Raw genomic sequence first — 14,640 nt, forward strand, 5'->3', positions numbered from 1 at the left:
CCGTGTATAGTAACCTTAATTCTCTCTTTTGTTCTTTCTAGTTATATCAACAATTTAATGAGAATCAAACTTAAGACGTGTATAATTCATTGCTAGTTCTAGCTTACTTACGAATATTCCTGCGGAATATTCTATTCGGTTTTTATTTGCTAAATTAGTTACTTAAGCACACAACTAATCTTATACAAACACGTTAGGCACAATTTTGACCCGTCCTGAAATAGGTTGACTAAAAAAACAAACATTTTTAGCAATCTATGGAAAAACAAGACAAACTCTCCTGCTGAAAAAACTATAAAAAAAAATTGGACTCTTCTAAAATACAACCTTTATTAAATTATTTTGATAATTATTGGGCTGTTGAAAATTCAGCAGTCAAAATATTAGATGACTGTGTAACTGAAAGAAAACTTAAGAGAAAAGAAAATATCTTAAAAGAAGGAGAGAATTGTAATCACTTAACTTTTGTGGTAAAAGGAATCTTAAAGACTTATCACATTGATAAAAAAGGGAACCAACACAACCTTCAGTTTACCTCCGAAAGTAAATGGGTAACAGATTTTAGTAGTTTATATAATAATGTTCCTAGTGAACTTTACATTGAGTCTATAGAGCCTTCTATTGTTCTACAAATAAAGAAAGAAGACCTTTTTAAATTATATGATAACTCTCCCCTTTTTGATAGGAATATGAGAATTATTACAGAAAATGCTTTTATTGAACAACAAAAGAGGGTTCTACAACATATAAGTTCAACTGCTTATGAAAGATACTGCTACTTTCTTGAAAGATACCCAAGTATATCCAACCGTGTCTCAAGTGTTCAAATTGCTTCATATATTGGTGTTACTCCTGAATTCTTAAGTACTATTCGAAAAAAAACAGTTCTTAAAAGGTAATTTTCTTAAACTATCTTATTGTTCTAAACAAAAATGCATAAGTAATTTTGTCATTAATAATTCTTAATTAAAAGGCTAAATGAATAGCTCTAGATTAACTATAATAATCCTTTTTATATTTATTAGCTCCTGTACAATTAAAACAAGAAAATCAAAAATGATAGTAGAAATTACAACTTACAAAACAGCAAAAAATGTAACTCACGAAGAACTTTTATTAGCTTCAAAGGCATTTAACAAAGACTATTGCTCTAAATGCAAAGGTCTAATTAGTAGACAATTTTTAAAAACTGAAGACGGTTACATGGATATCTTTGTTTGGAAAAGTAAAGAAGACGTTGAGAAAGTTCAGAAAACATTTATGGAAAACGAAGACGCTATGAAGTTTGCAAGATTGACTGATACAACCAGTTTAACAATGGAAAACTATGAGGTTCTTGAAGCTTATGACTTCAATAATTAAACTCAATAATCATTACCAAAAAAACTTTCCTTAAAAAACGTGACATTTTAATAAATTAAAATGTCACGTTTTCTTAAATTGAATTGTCTTAGTTATAAATCATAATTCTTCGCATTGAAAAACTATAGCGACATATTATTTCCATACGCCTATAACATTCTTGGCTCATCTGAAGATGCTAAGGATACTATTCAAGATATTTTAATGAAATATCTATTAATTGACAAAAAACATATTGAAAATGAAATTGGCTATTTAATTAAATCTGTAATCAATCAATCGATTAATGTAAAAAAGAAGAAAGACAAAACAACAACGAATACAATATGGCTACCAGAACCTATTTCTACTGAAAATGCCGACGATAAAATCAATAATGAAGAAATTTTATCGTATTCAATGCTCACACTTCTTGAAAAATTAACGCCAAAAGAACGAGCTGTTTTTATTCTAAAGGAGGCTTTTGACTATTCGCACAAAGAAATTGCTGAAACTATCGATTTTACTATAGAAAACTCCCGAAAGATTTTAAGTAGAGCTAAAATCAAACTAAATAACTACAAAACAATTAACAATAAAATTCAGAAAAATGAAACTATACTGTTGAAACCATATATTGAGGCCATACAAAATGGAGACATCACTACTATAGAAAAACTATTATCTAAAGACATATTATTGGCTGCCGATGGAGGAAAAAACATCAAAGTTGTTAAAGAACAAACAACAGGAATAACAAATACATCTAAATTATTATTGTATGTTTACCGAGCATTTTTAACTGGCTTAAAAACTAAATTTAGCTACATAAATCATCAGCCTGCAATTTTATTTTATAAAAATGGAGTCTTATACAATTGCCAAGTTTTTGAATTTAAAAACACAAAGATTAATGGCATTTATTCCATAGTGGATCCAGATAAGTTAAAATCACTTTCTATATAAACTTTGTCACGTTTTTTCGTTCCATTTTGTCATTCTATTGATCATAAAATATCAATAGATGAAAACATTATTACGAATAGATTGTAGCTCTAGAATTATTGGCTCACATTCAAGGGAATTGGCAGATTTTTTTGAAGGAAAATGGATAGCAGAAAATCCTGATGGAATGGTTATTCGAAGAGATTTAGTAAAACAACCATTACCACACATTCAAAACAACACCATTGAAGGTTTCTATACGCCAATTCAATTCGCAACTTCAGAAATCAAAGAAGCTACTGCACTGTCTGATGAATTAATTTCAGAGTTAAAGTCTGCTCATGAAGTGTTGATTAGCAGCCCATTATACAATTTAAATATCCCTTCCAATCTCAAGGCTTATTTTGACCAAGTAGTGAGAATAGGACATACTTTCGATATTTATGAAAACGGATATAATGGACTTTTAGAAAACAAGAAAGCTTTTATAATTACAGCGAAAGGTGGTGTTTACAAAGGCACATCAATGGAGAAATTTGATTTTCAAGAATCATATCTAAAAGCCATTTTAGGGCACATGGGAATAAAAACTCAAGAAATATTTTCATTAGAGGGAACAAGTGAAAGTAAAATAGTAGAAAAAAATAAACTTGCTCTACATAAAGAAATAAACCAATCATTAAAAAAATAAACAATGAAACCTAGTAAAGAAAATTATTTTGTAGATAAATTAGAAAGTAATGCATCAATAATCAACCCAAATGAAGGTGAAAAATTAGAGTTAACTACTATTTCTATAACTTTTAAGGTTACTAGCGAGATGTCTAATGACCAATTAGGTGTGTATGAAATTTCTCTTCCTCCAATGGCTATTGGCGCAAAATTACATTATCACAGATTTATGGATGAAACTTTCATTGTAAATGAAGGACAACTAACCATGCAAGTTGGAAACAAAGAATATAAAGCCAAGCCAGGAACAGTGGCTTATGTTCCAAGATTTACGCCACATGGTTTTAAAAATGACACTGATAAAACTGTAAAATTGACCTTGATTTTTAACCCATCTCAAAAGCGTGAAGGCTTTTTTAAAGGTTTATACGAAACACTAAAAGAGGTTCCTGTAGATTCTGAAAAATACTTGAAACTTTATAACAAATATGATAGTTTTCCTATAGATACCTCTAATATGATACCCATACGAAAATAAATCATTTTAATAATAAAGCAACTTTTACAAATTGCTAAAGTTGCTTTTTATATTTTAGTTATAACTTTGAAGTGTTGAGTTATAAAGAATACATACCATCTAAAAATTTAAATTCAATTGTTGATTCTATTTGGATAGCAACAAATAATGGAAATAAAATAGAATCTAGAATTCTACCAGATGGATATGTCGACATCATTTTTGACCTTGACAAACAAATGCACCTGAACTCTGGAAATGAAATTAGAGTTTCTGGTATGATGACAAAGTTTAAAAAAGTAGTGTCTAGAGAAAATTCAGAGACTTTAGGGGTTCGATTTAAAACAGGTCAGTTCAACGCTATCTCGAGTATTCCGCTTTCAGAGATAAAAAATACAACTATAAATGCCTCAAACCTTTTTCCTCAGCTTAACAAATCACTTTTAAATGAGCTTATTGAAAAAAATAATCATTTAGAAAAAGTACAATTAATCAATAGTTTTTTAACCACTGAAATAAATTGGTCAAATTTAGACGAAAAAAAATTAGAACATTCAGTTTGCAAATCTATTCAGTCCAATTATAGAGAGTTAGACTTGAGTAAAATAGCTAAAAATCATTACATAAGTTTAAGACAATTGGAAAGACGTTTTAAAACGATAGTTGGGGTAACTATGAAAGAGTATCATTCTATAATTCGCTTTAACAAAGCCAAAAAAAACATTCTGGAAAATCCGAAATTGAGTTTACTAAACATAGCCTTTGACAACGGGTATTTTGACCATTCGCATCTTGCCAAAGAGATAAATAAAATGTCTGGACTAAATCCTTCCCAACTATAACTTTGTCGTTTTTTTACAAAACACACCCCTTTCTTAACTTTTACATTTGCCATAAAAACAGTTATGAAATATTTTTTAATGGCAGTTCTTGTTAGTTTCTCTATTACATCTTATTCTCAAACTAAAACCAACAATATGACAAAATTAGAATCTCTTACACCAAACATAATGGTTAAAGACGTAAACGCAACATTGGATTATTATACAAACAATTTAGGATTTAAATTGATAGATACAAACCCAGAATCTGGTAAATACGAATGGGGCTATGTAATGTTAGATAATGTAGGAATGATGTTCCAAGAGGAAAAATCATTAAAAACTGAGTATAAAGAAATAGAACCATTAAAAGTTGGAGGCGCATTAACTTTTTACATTAGAATAAAAGATATAAATAGTTATTATAATCAAATTATAAAAAAGACTAACATCATAAAACCCATAAACAAAACCTTTTACGGTACAAATGAATTTGCTATAATGGATAAAAATGGATTTATTTTAACTTTTTCTGAAACTATTGAGTAGGTCTAAAATGAAATTTGAAGAGATTGCAAAACAGTTAGCCAATCCTTCAGGGAAATTTGGAATTGATGTTGCTTTAGGCATGAATACCATGAATGAATTTATAAGTAAAACAACTTATGAATTGTTAAAAATAAGAGATACTGAAAGTGTTTTAGAAATTGGTCTTGGTAATGGAAAGTTTATAAAAGATATTCTTAATTCTGGAAATAAAATTTCTTATACAGGTATAGATCTTTCTAGAACTATGATAATTGAAGCAAAAAAAAATAATTCTGAAATTATTAAAAGTTCTTTTTTAGATTTAATTGTTGCAGATATAGAACAAATGCCTTTTTGGGAAGATACTTTTAATAAAATATGTACTATTAATACCATTTACTTTTGGAAAAACCCTGCTCTAGCATTAAAAGAAGTATATAGAGTACTAGCTAATAATGGTGTTTTTATTATTGCTTATAGACCATATATAGAAGGGCAAACACTTAATTTTACAGAGTATGGATTTAAAGAATATAAGACCAAAGATTTAGAGTCTTTAATTATGCACTCTAATTTTAAAATAATTAAGAAAACAGAACAAATAGAGCCTCCTATTAAGTTTAATGGGAAAACACATAATTTATTATCGCAATATTTTATATTACAAAAGAAAACAAACCCCTATGATTATATGTAGTAGAACCTAATACTACATCAATTATTATTTTTTAAAAAAAAATGGCTTGTTATTAAACAAAAAGCCTCTATAAGAAAATGTTTAATTTAGCATATAAGAAAGGTGGCAAGTATTTTATTAAACTAATAACATACTAATAAAAATATATAATAAATTCAATTTCTTTTTTACTAAAAATTAATTAATGGATAATTTAATTACATTCTCTGTAACTGTATTTACTGCCTTTTTTGCTATAACAAATCCTATATCTAACATGACAGTATTTTTATCTTTAACCCAAGGTGCAGATAAAAAAACTAAACATGATATAAATAGACGATCAAATATTATAGCGTTTATTATTGTTGCAGTTTTTGTGCTTTTAGGAAAATATATATTCGAATTATTTAATATTAGTATTCCTGCTTTTAAAATTACTGGAGGTATTTTAATCTTTTTTATAGGTTTTGATATGCTTCAATCCAAACAATCTAATGTAAAAACTCTTGACAATGTTCATGTTGATGAAAACATTGCTGTTTCTCCTTTAGCTATACCCATTTTAGCAGGACCAGGTACTATTGTTACCGCTATGAATTTTGTTGCTAACGTAGAAACTATTCATATTATCCTAGTCATTCTTATTTTTGGTTCAATGAGTTTGCTAACATACATTACTTTTAGATTAAGTGATTTAATAGTTAGAATAGTGGGTAATAATGTTATTTCTGTAATAGGAAAAATAATGGGATTAATTATTGCAATTATTGGAACAGGTATGATTATACAAGGGATTAAGTTATCTTTTGACTTAATAAAGTAAATAGTAATGAATTTAAAAGAACATTATAATAAACTATACTGTGACGCGATAGAAAAAACAAAAGCTAACAAATACCAAATAGACAATTTAATAGATTCTCCTTTAGATTCTAGATACGGTATAACACTTTTAACAAGACCAGACACCCCTGTTAAAAATAAAATCCAAGAATTTTTAACAAAACTTAGAACACTAGAACCTAATCAATATTTTTACCCAAATACAGATTTACATATTACTATAATGTCTATAATTTCTTGTTATTCTGGTTTTAATTTATCTAAAATAGACACGGAAAACTATAAAAAAATTGTTTTGCAAAGTATTGCTGCTAACTCTCAAAAATTTACAATTCATTTTAAAGGTTTAACTGCTTCCCCATCCTGTATAATGGTTCAAGGTTTTATAGAAGATAATTCTTTAGCATCTTTAAGAGAATCTTTACGGTTAAATTTTAATACCAGTAATTTAGAACAATCTATAGATAAACGGTATGCTATACAAACTGCTCATTCTACTATTTTTAGAATACGAAAACCATTACTAAATACGAATACCTACATTAGTTTATTAGAGGAATATAAAGAGCATACTTTTGGAAGCTTTACGGTAAACACTTTAGAACTTGTGTATAATGATTGGTACCAAAGAGATAAAAAGGTTCAAAAACTTTATACCTTTCCGCTTTACTAAAAATTAGTACTAAAAAATCTTATGTTATCTATAAAAAACATTTGTATTCTTTTTAAAAGTGGGTTATTGTTTATTTTAATTTCTTCTTGTAATTCTAATACATCTAGTAATGGAATTATAATAGCTACTGCAGCAAATATGCAACCTGCTATTACTGAAATTTCTAGTTCATTTTCTAAAAAAACTGGAATAAACTGTAAGATAGTTGTTAGCTCATCAGGTAAATTAACTGCTCAAATTAAAGAAGGTGCTCCTTATAATGTATTTGTGTCTGCCAACATGAAGTATCCCAGAGAAATATATAGCCAAAAATTAGGGCTTACTAGCCCTAAAATATATGGGTATGGCAAACTTGTTCTTTGGTCTGCAATAGATAGTATAACGCCATCAACTTCTCTTTTAACAAATTCTAAAATAAAGCATATTGCAATAGCCAATCCTAAAACAGCTCCTTATGGAACAGCAGCTATAGAAGTTTTAGAACATTATAATTTATATGATAGTATAGCATCTAAGTTAGTCTATGGAGAAAGTATTTCTCAGACCAATCAATTTATTCTATCAAAATCTGCATCTATTGGTTTTACTGCTATGTCTGTTGTTTTAGATGAAAAAATAAAAAAAATTGGTAAATGGGTTGCTTTAGATTCTACGGCCTACTCCCCTATTGCACAAGGTGTTATTATTATAAATCAAAATATTGTTAAAAATAAAAATGCAACTGCTTTTTATGAGTACCTTTTTTCTAAAGAAGGGCAAGAAATAGTAAAGAAATACGGATATTCGATAAATGAATAACTTTAAAGGACATATAAGTAAGGTTCAAGTAAGCGGAACCATGTCTATTGTATCTGTTACAATACAGGAAAACCTTGTATGGAAAGTTATTGTTATAGAAACGCCAGACACTGCTCCTTACCTAAAAGTTGGTGAAAAAATTACATTGTTATTTAAAGAAACGGAAGTAATTTTAGGGACAGGAGACACCGCTAATTTAAGTATTCAAAATAGAATTTCTGGTACTGTTACTCAAATAAAAAAAGGTACTTTATTAAGCAATGTAGTTGTAAATACCACTCTTGAAGAAGTCTCTGCTACACTAAGTACAGAAGCTATGCAACAATTACAACTTAAAGAAGGTTTAAACGTAACCATAATGGTTAAACTAAATGAAATAATGCTTTCTGAAGTATGACTTGGGAACCGCTACTACTAACATTTAAATTAGCATTGGTAACAACAATTTTGTTATTCGTTGTGGCTATTCCTTTGGCCTATTGGCTGGCTTTTTCTAAATCCAGAATAAAACCTGTGATAGAGACTTTAGTTAGTATGCCTTTAGTATTACCGCCAACTGTTTTAGGGTTTTATTTTTTAATAGCTTTTAGTCCCAATAATAGTTTTGGAAATTGGTTAGATTCTTTTTTAGGAATTAAACTTGTTTTTTCTTTTACAGGATTAGTAATAGCCTCTATTATTTACAGTTTACCATTTATGGTACATCCCATACAATCTGGTTTTTCTAGTATTTCTTCAACTCTAAAAGATGCTTCTTACGTCATGGGAAAATCTAAATTTAATACTTTAATTAATATTTTACTTCCTAATATAAAACCTTCTTTACTAACAGGAATTATACTCGCTTTTGCACATACTGTAGGCGAATTTGGTGTTGTTTTAATGATTGGTGGTAGTATACCCGGAAGCACAAAAGTAGCATCTATAGCTATTTATGATGAAGTAGAAGCTTTAAATTACGGTGCTGCTAACTTTTACTCTTTAGTCCTATTTGGTGTAACCTTTTCTATTCTATTATTGGTTTACTTAATTAATGGTGGCTATTTAAAACGTTTTTGGAAATGATACATATAAACATTGAAAAAAAACTAAAAGCAGCACAAGGAGATATGCTTCTTAATGTAGATATAAAAATTAAGAAAGGGCAATTAGTAACGCTATATGGAGAATCTGGAGCTGGAAAAACATCAACCCTTAAAATTCTTTCGGGTTTATTAAAGGCAGACAAAGGAAATATTACTGTTGGGAATAAATCTTGGTTTAATAGTGATACTAAAATAAATAGCGCTCCACAAAAAAGAAATATAGGATATGTTTTTCAAGATTATGCTTTGTTTCCGCATATGACTGTTTTACAAAATTTAGAATATGCATTGGTAAAAAACCAATCAAAAGATATTATTTCGGAAGTATTAGAAATCATGGAATTAGGTTCTTTAAAAGACCGGAAACCGGAAACCCTTTCTGGCGGACAAAAACAGCGTGTTGCCCTTGCAAGAGCATTAGTACAAAAACCAGAAATATTATTATTAGACGAGCCTTTATCGGCCTTAGATATAAAAATTAGACTAAAGCTACAGGATTACTTATTAAAAGTTCATAAAAAATACAATTTAACCACTATTTTAATTAGTCATGATATTGGCGAGATTCATAAACTGTCCGATTGGGTTTTTGTTCTTAAAAATGGTGTAATTGAAAAAATGGGAACGCCAACTGAAATATTTATTAATAAAAAACTCAGTGGTAAGTTTAAATTTAAGGGTGAAGTATTAAAAATTGAAAAAGAAGAAATTGTATATGTTGTTAGTGTTCTTATTTTTAATGATGTAGTAAAAATAATAGCGCAAGAATCCGAGGTAAAAAACCTAAATCCAGGAGATAACGTTATTGTAGCTTCAAAAGCCTTTAATCCTATTATTTACAAAATAGAATAACCTAAAATCCTTTTTTATATTCCTCTACTATACGCTGTGCTGCATTTACAGGAGATATTTTTGAATTTAAAATAGCCGTTTCTAATTCTTTTATCTGATTAGCAATTTTATCAGAACCATAGAATAGCTGTTTTAATTCTTCATTTATAGTTGTATACATCCACTGTATTTGTTGCTCTTTTCTATTCTTTACAAAATAACCGTTAGTATCTACTAATTTTTTAAATTCCTGAATTCTCTCCCAAACTGTATTTATTCCTATATTTTTTATAGATGATGCAGTACTAACAATAGGACTCCATCCAGAATTTGGCATCGGAAAAATATGCAATGCATTTTGGTACTGTCTTTTTGCTATTTTACTTAAAGCAACATTATCGCCATCGGCTTTATTTATAACTACCATATCTGCCATTTCCATAATCCCTTTTTTTATTCCTTGTAACTCATCTCCTGCACCAGCCAACATTAACAAAAGAAAAAAATCGGTCATTCCATGTACAGCAGTTTCCGATTGCCCTACTCCTACAGTTTCAATTAAAATAACATTATAACCAGCTGCCTCGCAAAGCAACATAGTTTCTCCAGTTTTATTAGCTACACCTCCTAAAGTTGCACCAGATGCAGATGGTCTAATATAGGCTTCCTTTAAATTTGCAAGCTCTTCCATTCTTGTTTTATCACCAAGAATACTTCCTCTAGAGCGTTGGCTACTTGGGTCTATAGATAATATGGCAACTTTATTCCCCTCTGCCACTAAATGCTTTCCAAAGGTTTCTATAAAAGTACTCTTACCCACTCCTGGAACTCCTGTAATTCCAATACGAATAGAATTCCCTGATTTTGGCAAAATAGCTTGTATTATAGCTCTTGCAATGCTTTTATCGCTCTCTAAATTACTTTCTATTATTGTAATTGCTCTTGATAAAATAACACGATCTCCTGCTAAAACACCTTCTATATAAGCTTCGGGTGTTAATCTATTCTTCAATTTAAAATTCCCCATACTTTTTATTCTATAGAATAAAAATAAGCAATAACAATTGGTTATTATATTACTTTGTCATTAGATAAGACCATATGATATGTTAATAAACCTAAATGTTATATTTTTTAAAACTCAAAATTATAAGTTTCCTTCTTAAAATTTATATATTTAAATACACTTAAAATCTTACATTAAAATATAAAATATGAAAACCAAATTCCTTTTTTTATTCACTTTATTACTTACCATAAGTTTTATAAGCAATGCGCAAAAAAAACAGAAAGATTGGGAGCATTTATTAGACAAAGACCTTACTAAATGGGATGTTTTTATAGGGGTACCACATACAACAGTAGATTTAGAAGGGTATGAAAAAGGAGACGGTATGCATGGTACACCTGTAGGTTTAAATAAAGACCCTTTACATGTTTTTACGGTTACTAAAACAAAAAAAGATATTCCTGTATTAAATGTTTCTGGCGAAATATATGGAGGATTAAGTACTAAAAAAGAATACGAAAATTACCACCTTACTTTTAACATAAAATGGGGAACAAAACAATGGGAACCACGTTTAAAAGATAAAAGAGATAGTGGCGTTTTATACCATGCACAAGAACCTCATGGTCAATTCTGGAATGTTTGGATGAAAGCTCCAGAAATGCAAGTACAAGAAACAGACTCTGGAGATTTTTTCCCATTAGCAGGTGTTAGTATGGATATTAAAGCTACCAAGCGCGAAGAAAATGGTAAAGAATTTTGGTTTTATGACCCTAAAGGAGAATTAAGAACTTTTAAAACTGGTGCTAATGGTCGATGCAGAAGAATAGATAATTTTGAAAAACCTCATGGAGAGTGGAATAAATTAGAGTTAATTTGTCTTGGCAACAAAGCATACCATATTGTAAATGGTAAGGTTGTTATGGTTCTTGAAAACTCCTTAGAGTATGACAAAGAAGGGAATGCTACACCTTTAACAAAAGGAAAAATTCAGTTTCAGTCAGAAGCTGCTGAAGTGTTCTACAAAAACATAAAAATTAGAAGTATTACTAAACTACCTAAGAAAATAGCAGCACAATTATAATTACAATATAAAAGAGGAGCTCCTTTGCTCCTCTTTTATATTACCTCTTATTTTCTATTACCTTTGCACCTTACATTAATTGCTTAATTAAATAGGTCCTTTGGAAAACGTATTACTTATTACCCCTCCTTTTACGCAACTAAATACTCCCTACCCTGCAACGGCTTATTTAAAAGGTTTTTTAAACACCAAAAACATTAATGCCTACCAATCCGATTTAGGAATAGAGGTTATTCTTAAACTTTTTTCAAAAGAATATTTACAACTAGTTTTTACTACAGTGCAGGATAATAAGACAATAGTTTCTGAAAATGCAGAACGTATATATGCCTTAAGAGTATCTTACCTAAAAAATATTGAAGATGTAATTCTTTTTCTACAAGGAAAAAATCAAACTTTTGCAAGACAGGTATGTACACAAGGGTTTCTTCCAAGAGCATCTAGGTTTCAACAATTAGACGACTTAGATTGGGCTTTTGGTTCTATGGGCCTACAAGACAAAGCAAAACATTTATGCACTTTATTTTTAGAAGATTTATCAGACTTTATAATTGAATGTATAGATGCTAATTTTGGATTTAGTAGATACGCAGAACGCCTTGGCCGTAGTGCTAACGATTTTAACGAAATATATAATGAATTACAGCAAGATATAACCTTTATAGATAGTATTACTTTAGATCTCCTGGAAGATTTATTACAAAAAACAAACCCAAAATTGGTATGTTTTTCCGTTCCTTTTCCTGGAAATTTATATAGTGCTTTTCGTTGCTCTCAATATATAAAAACACATTTCCCTACTATAAAAATTGCTATGGGAGGTGGTTTCCCTAATACCGAATTAAGGCAACTTACCGATGTTCGTGTTTTTGAATTCTTTGATTATATAACCTTAGATGATGGCGAGTTACCAATAGAGTTACTTTACCATAATCTAAATAATACAGATATCACTAAAGGAGAATACAAGCGTACTTTTCTATTAGAAAATAATACGGTAACCTACAAAAACAACACAAAAAAACAAGACTACAAACAAAACCAATTAGGAACTCCAGACTATTCTAATTTACTATTAGACCAATACGTTTCTGTAATAGAAATTGCAAACCCAATGCATAGCCTTTGGAGCGATGGCCGATGGAACAAACTTACCATGGCACATGGCTGTTATTGGGGAAAATGTACTTTCTGCGATATATCCTTAGACTACATAAAGCTTTACGAACCTATTACGGCTACAATTTTAGTAGATCGTATGGAAGAAATTATAGCACAAACTGGAGAAACAGGTTTTCATTTTGTAGATGAAGCTGCACCACCTTCTTTAATGAAAAGTCTTGCTTTAGAAATACTAAAAAGAGAACTAACCGTTACTTGGTGGACAAATATACGTTTTGAGAAAAATTTTACTAAAGATTTATGCCTCTTATTACAAGCATCTGGCTGTATTGCTGTTTCTGGCGGATTAGAAGTAGCATCGGACCGTTTATTACAATTAATAGACAAAGGGGTAACTGTAGAACAAGTGGCAAGAGTAACACGTTATTTTACTGAAGCCAATATTATGGTACACTCCTACTTAATGTATGGTTACCCAACACAAACCGTACAAGAAACTATAGATAGTTTAGAAATGGTACGCCAACTTTTTGAAATAGGCGTTCTACAATCTGGGTTTTGGCATCAGTTTGCATTAACAGCGCATAGTCCTGTAGGCATAAACCCTAAAGATTATGCAATTACTCCAAAATATAACGCTATTACGTTTGCGAATAACGATATAGATTTTACAGACCATACCGGAATAGATCATTCTAAATTTAGCTACGGATTAAAAAAATCTTTATTCAATTATATGCATGGGGTTAGTTTTGAGCTAGCCCTGCAAGATTGGTTCAATTTTAAAATACCAAGCACCACAGTACACCCCGATTTTATTTATAATTGCATAGAAAATGAGCTACCAAGGATTCCAAAACCACAACACAAAATATGTTGGTTAGGAAACTCGCCCACCATAGAATATAGCGCTAAAACAAAAAGGGGGCAAAGTTGGGAATTAGCTACACTAAATTTCCATAACCACGACGAATCTTTTGCCATAACCCTAAATAAACAAGAAGGAGATTGGCTTGCTAAGCAATTTAAAAACTTAAGCCCTAGTACTAATAAGATTATTTCTTTTAAAGAATTAAAAACTAATTATGAATCTACTTTTACCGATTTTGAACTGTTTTGGTCATCTAAGCCAATAAAAACATTAAGAGATAAAGGTTTATTATTACTTTAGTAGTATTCTATTTTAAATGGCATGTAGTTAAAATTATCTGTTTATAGGGGTGTTATGAGTAATACGGAAAATTGTTTTGAACAGTAACATTTGAACTAAAAAAAGCCAACCGCACAAACAGCTCAAAAACGGAACACAAAACAAAATAAGAATAGACTTTGCAACACCATTGCATTGAAATTTATTTATCTTTGTGCCAATGAAATTTATAACTATCATACTATCATTATTAATTCTTGGTTTGTCAATCAAACCTTGTTCTGACGGAAATAATGCCGAAGACCAACACCAAGAAGAAATAACTGCTGAACATAATCATCAAAATGATAGTGATGATACTTGTCCTATAACTTGTATTTGTAATTGTTGTGGAATCGCAATTACATATCAACCAATTCAAACTTTTGAATTAGGTGTAAATAATCAAATTTCTACAGAAATAATATCTGATTATCAATCAATCTACAGATTTAATTTTCATTCCAATATCTGGCAACCGCCACAATTGATTAGCTAAATTA

The 14,640-nt window shown here is 29.7% G+C and carries 18 protein-coding genes; 17 read left to right on the top strand and 1 reads right to left on the bottom strand.

The window, feature by feature from the left end:
• Positions 1-305: 305 nt before the first annotated feature.
• The 14 genes from CLV91_RS12880 (at position 306) to CLV91_RS12945 (ending at position 9,754) form a co-directional block, all read left to right on the top strand.
• Positions 306-899: a Crp/Fnr family transcriptional regulator gene (locus tag CLV91_RS12880; RefSeq protein WP_211333223.1), complete on the top strand. Its 594-nt coding sequence runs from the start codon at positions 306-308 to the stop codon at positions 897-899.
• A gap of 157 nt (positions 900-1,056) precedes the next feature.
• Entirely contained in the window at positions 1,057-1,362 is a 306-nt protein-coding gene (locus CLV91_RS12885) for a hypothetical protein (RefSeq protein ID WP_121068630.1), read from the top strand.
• 114 nt (positions 1,363-1,476) lie between these two features.
• Positions 1,477-2,307, top strand: a complete 831-nt coding sequence (locus CLV91_RS12890; protein ID WP_121068632.1) for a sigma-70 family RNA polymerase sigma factor — start codon at positions 1,477-1,479, stop codon at positions 2,305-2,307.
• A gap of 58 nt (positions 2,308-2,365) precedes the next feature.
• A complete protein-coding gene (locus tag CLV91_RS12895) occupies positions 2,366-2,977 on the top strand; it encodes an FMN-dependent NADH-azoreductase (RefSeq protein WP_121068634.1) in 612 nt (203 codons plus the stop codon).
• A gap of 3 nt (positions 2,978-2,980) precedes the next feature.
• Positions 2,981-3,496: a cupin domain-containing protein gene (locus CLV91_RS12900; protein WP_121068636.1), complete on the top strand. Its 516-nt coding sequence runs from the start codon at positions 2,981-2,983 to the stop codon at positions 3,494-3,496.
• A 74-nt stretch (positions 3,497-3,570) separates the two neighbouring features.
• Positions 3,571-4,317, top strand: coding sequence for an AraC family transcriptional regulator (locus CLV91_RS12905; protein ID WP_121068638.1), 747 nt, complete (start codon positions 3,571-3,573; stop codon positions 4,315-4,317).
• 63 nt (positions 4,318-4,380) lie between these two features.
• Positions 4,381-4,845: a VOC family protein gene (locus CLV91_RS12910; RefSeq protein WP_211333224.1), complete on the top strand. Its 465-nt coding sequence runs from the start codon at positions 4,381-4,383 to the stop codon at positions 4,843-4,845.
• Between the two features lie 7 nt (positions 4,846-4,852).
• The gene (locus CLV91_RS12915; protein WP_121068640.1) at positions 4,853-5,521 is read left to right on the top strand and encodes a class I SAM-dependent methyltransferase; all 669 of its coding nucleotides are present in this window, start codon (positions 4,853-4,855) and stop codon (positions 5,519-5,521) included.
• 184 nt (positions 5,522-5,705) lie between these two features.
• Positions 5,706-6,326 (top strand): MarC family protein, encoded by a 621-nt coding sequence (locus tag CLV91_RS12920; RefSeq protein WP_121068642.1) that lies wholly within the window; start codon positions 5,706-5,708, stop codon positions 6,324-6,326.
• Positions 6,327-6,332: 6 nt separating this feature from the next.
• Positions 6,333-7,019, top strand: coding sequence for a 2'-5' RNA ligase family protein (locus CLV91_RS12925; protein WP_121068644.1), 687 nt, complete (start codon positions 6,333-6,335; stop codon positions 7,017-7,019).
• A gap of 21 nt (positions 7,020-7,040) precedes the next feature.
• Positions 7,041-7,817, top strand: a complete 777-nt coding sequence (modA, locus tag CLV91_RS12930; protein WP_121068646.1) for a molybdate ABC transporter substrate-binding protein — start codon at positions 7,041-7,043, stop codon at positions 7,815-7,817.
• Positions 7,810-8,214 (top strand): TOBE domain-containing protein, encoded by a 405-nt coding sequence (locus CLV91_RS12935; RefSeq protein ID WP_121068648.1) that lies wholly within the window; start codon positions 7,810-7,812, stop codon positions 8,212-8,214. Before modA ends, CLV91_RS12935 begins: the two co-directional genes overlap by 8 nt.
• Positions 8,211-8,882 carry a molybdate ABC transporter permease subunit gene (modB, locus tag CLV91_RS12940; protein WP_121068650.1) on the top strand — a complete coding sequence of 224 codons (672 nt, stop codon included), beginning with the start codon at positions 8,211-8,213 and terminating at the stop codon, positions 8,880-8,882. Before CLV91_RS12935 ends, modB begins: the two co-directional genes overlap by 4 nt.
• Positions 8,879-9,754, top strand: a complete 876-nt coding sequence (locus CLV91_RS12945) for a sulfate/molybdate ABC transporter ATP-binding protein (RefSeq protein WP_121068651.1) — start codon at positions 8,879-8,881, stop codon at positions 9,752-9,754. The genes modB and CLV91_RS12945 overlap by 4 nt, the downstream gene beginning before the upstream one ends.
• A gap of 1 nt (position 9,755) precedes the next feature.
• On the opposite strand, the gene meaB is transcribed toward CLV91_RS12945, so the two are convergent.
• A complete protein-coding gene (gene meaB, locus CLV91_RS12950) occupies positions 9,756-10,760 on the bottom strand; it encodes a methylmalonyl Co-A mutase-associated GTPase MeaB (protein WP_121068652.1) in 1,005 nt (334 codons plus the stop codon).
• A 187-nt stretch (positions 10,761-10,947) separates the two neighbouring features.
• On the opposite strand from meaB, the gene CLV91_RS12955 reads away from it, so the two are divergent.
• The 3 genes from CLV91_RS12955 to CLV91_RS12965 all read left to right on the top strand — a co-directional run bounded on the left by CLV91_RS12955 (position 10,948) and on the right by CLV91_RS12965 (position 14,636).
• Positions 10,948-11,826: a 3-keto-disaccharide hydrolase gene (locus CLV91_RS12955; RefSeq protein ID WP_121068653.1), complete on the top strand. Its 879-nt coding sequence runs from the start codon at positions 10,948-10,950 to the stop codon at positions 11,824-11,826.
• A 100-nt stretch (positions 11,827-11,926) separates the two neighbouring features.
• Positions 11,927-14,119 (top strand): B12-binding domain-containing radical SAM protein, encoded by a 2,193-nt coding sequence (locus CLV91_RS12960; RefSeq protein WP_121068654.1) that lies wholly within the window; start codon positions 11,927-11,929, stop codon positions 14,117-14,119.
• A gap of 199 nt (positions 14,120-14,318) precedes the next feature.
• Positions 14,319-14,636 (top strand): DUF6660 family protein, encoded by a 318-nt coding sequence (locus CLV91_RS12965; RefSeq protein WP_121068655.1) that lies wholly within the window; start codon positions 14,319-14,321, stop codon positions 14,634-14,636.
• Positions 14,637-14,640 lie beyond the last annotated feature (4 nt).

Source organism: Maribacter vaceletii (assembly GCF_003634105.1).
GTDB classification, from domain to species: Bacteria; Bacteroidota; Bacteroidia; order Flavobacteriales; family Flavobacteriaceae; genus Maribacter_B; species Maribacter_B vaceletii.

Bases quoted from the DNA above. Each gene is read 5' to 3' on its own strand.
- CLV91_RS12895 (WP_121068634.1), top strand. From the start codon at position 2,366: ATGAAAACATTATTACGAATAGATTGTAGCTCTAGAATTATTGGCTCA.
- modA (WP_121068646.1), top strand. From the start codon at position 7,041: ATGTTATCTATAAAAAACATTTGTATTCTTTTTAAAAGTGGGTTATTG.
- CLV91_RS12920 (WP_121068642.1), top strand. From the start codon at position 5,706: ATGGATAATTTAATTACATTCTCTGTAACTGTATTTACTGCCTTTTTT.
- CLV91_RS12935 (WP_121068648.1), top strand. From the start codon at position 7,810: ATGAATAACTTTAAAGGACATATAAGTAAGGTTCAAGTAAGCGGAACC.
- CLV91_RS12945 (WP_121068651.1), top strand. From the start codon at position 8,879: ATGATACATATAAACATTGAAAAAAAACTAAAAGCAGCACAAGGAGAT.
- CLV91_RS12885 (WP_121068630.1), top strand. From the start codon at position 1,057: ATGATAGTAGAAATTACAACTTACAAAACAGCAAAAAATGTAACTCAC.
- CLV91_RS12910 (WP_211333224.1), top strand. From the start codon at position 4,381: ATGAAATATTTTTTAATGGCAGTTCTTGTTAGTTTCTCTATTACATCT.
- CLV91_RS12900 (WP_121068636.1), top strand. From the start codon at position 2,981: ATGAAACCTAGTAAAGAAAATTATTTTGTAGATAAATTAGAAAGTAAT.
- meaB (WP_121068652.1), bottom strand. From the start codon at position 10,760: ATGGGGAATTTTAAATTGAAGAATAGATTAACACCCGAAGCTTATATA.
- CLV91_RS12965 (WP_121068655.1), top strand. From the start codon at position 14,319: ATGAAATTTATAACTATCATACTATCATTATTAATTCTTGGTTTGTCA.
- CLV91_RS12925 (WP_121068644.1), top strand. From the start codon at position 6,333: ATGAATTTAAAAGAACATTATAATAAACTATACTGTGACGCGATAGAA.
- modB (WP_121068650.1), top strand. From the start codon at position 8,211: ATGACTTGGGAACCGCTACTACTAACATTTAAATTAGCATTGGTAACA.
- CLV91_RS12955 (WP_121068653.1), top strand. From the start codon at position 10,948: ATGAAAACCAAATTCCTTTTTTTATTCACTTTATTACTTACCATAAGT.
- CLV91_RS12915 (WP_121068640.1), top strand. From the start codon at position 4,853: ATGAAATTTGAAGAGATTGCAAAACAGTTAGCCAATCCTTCAGGGAAA.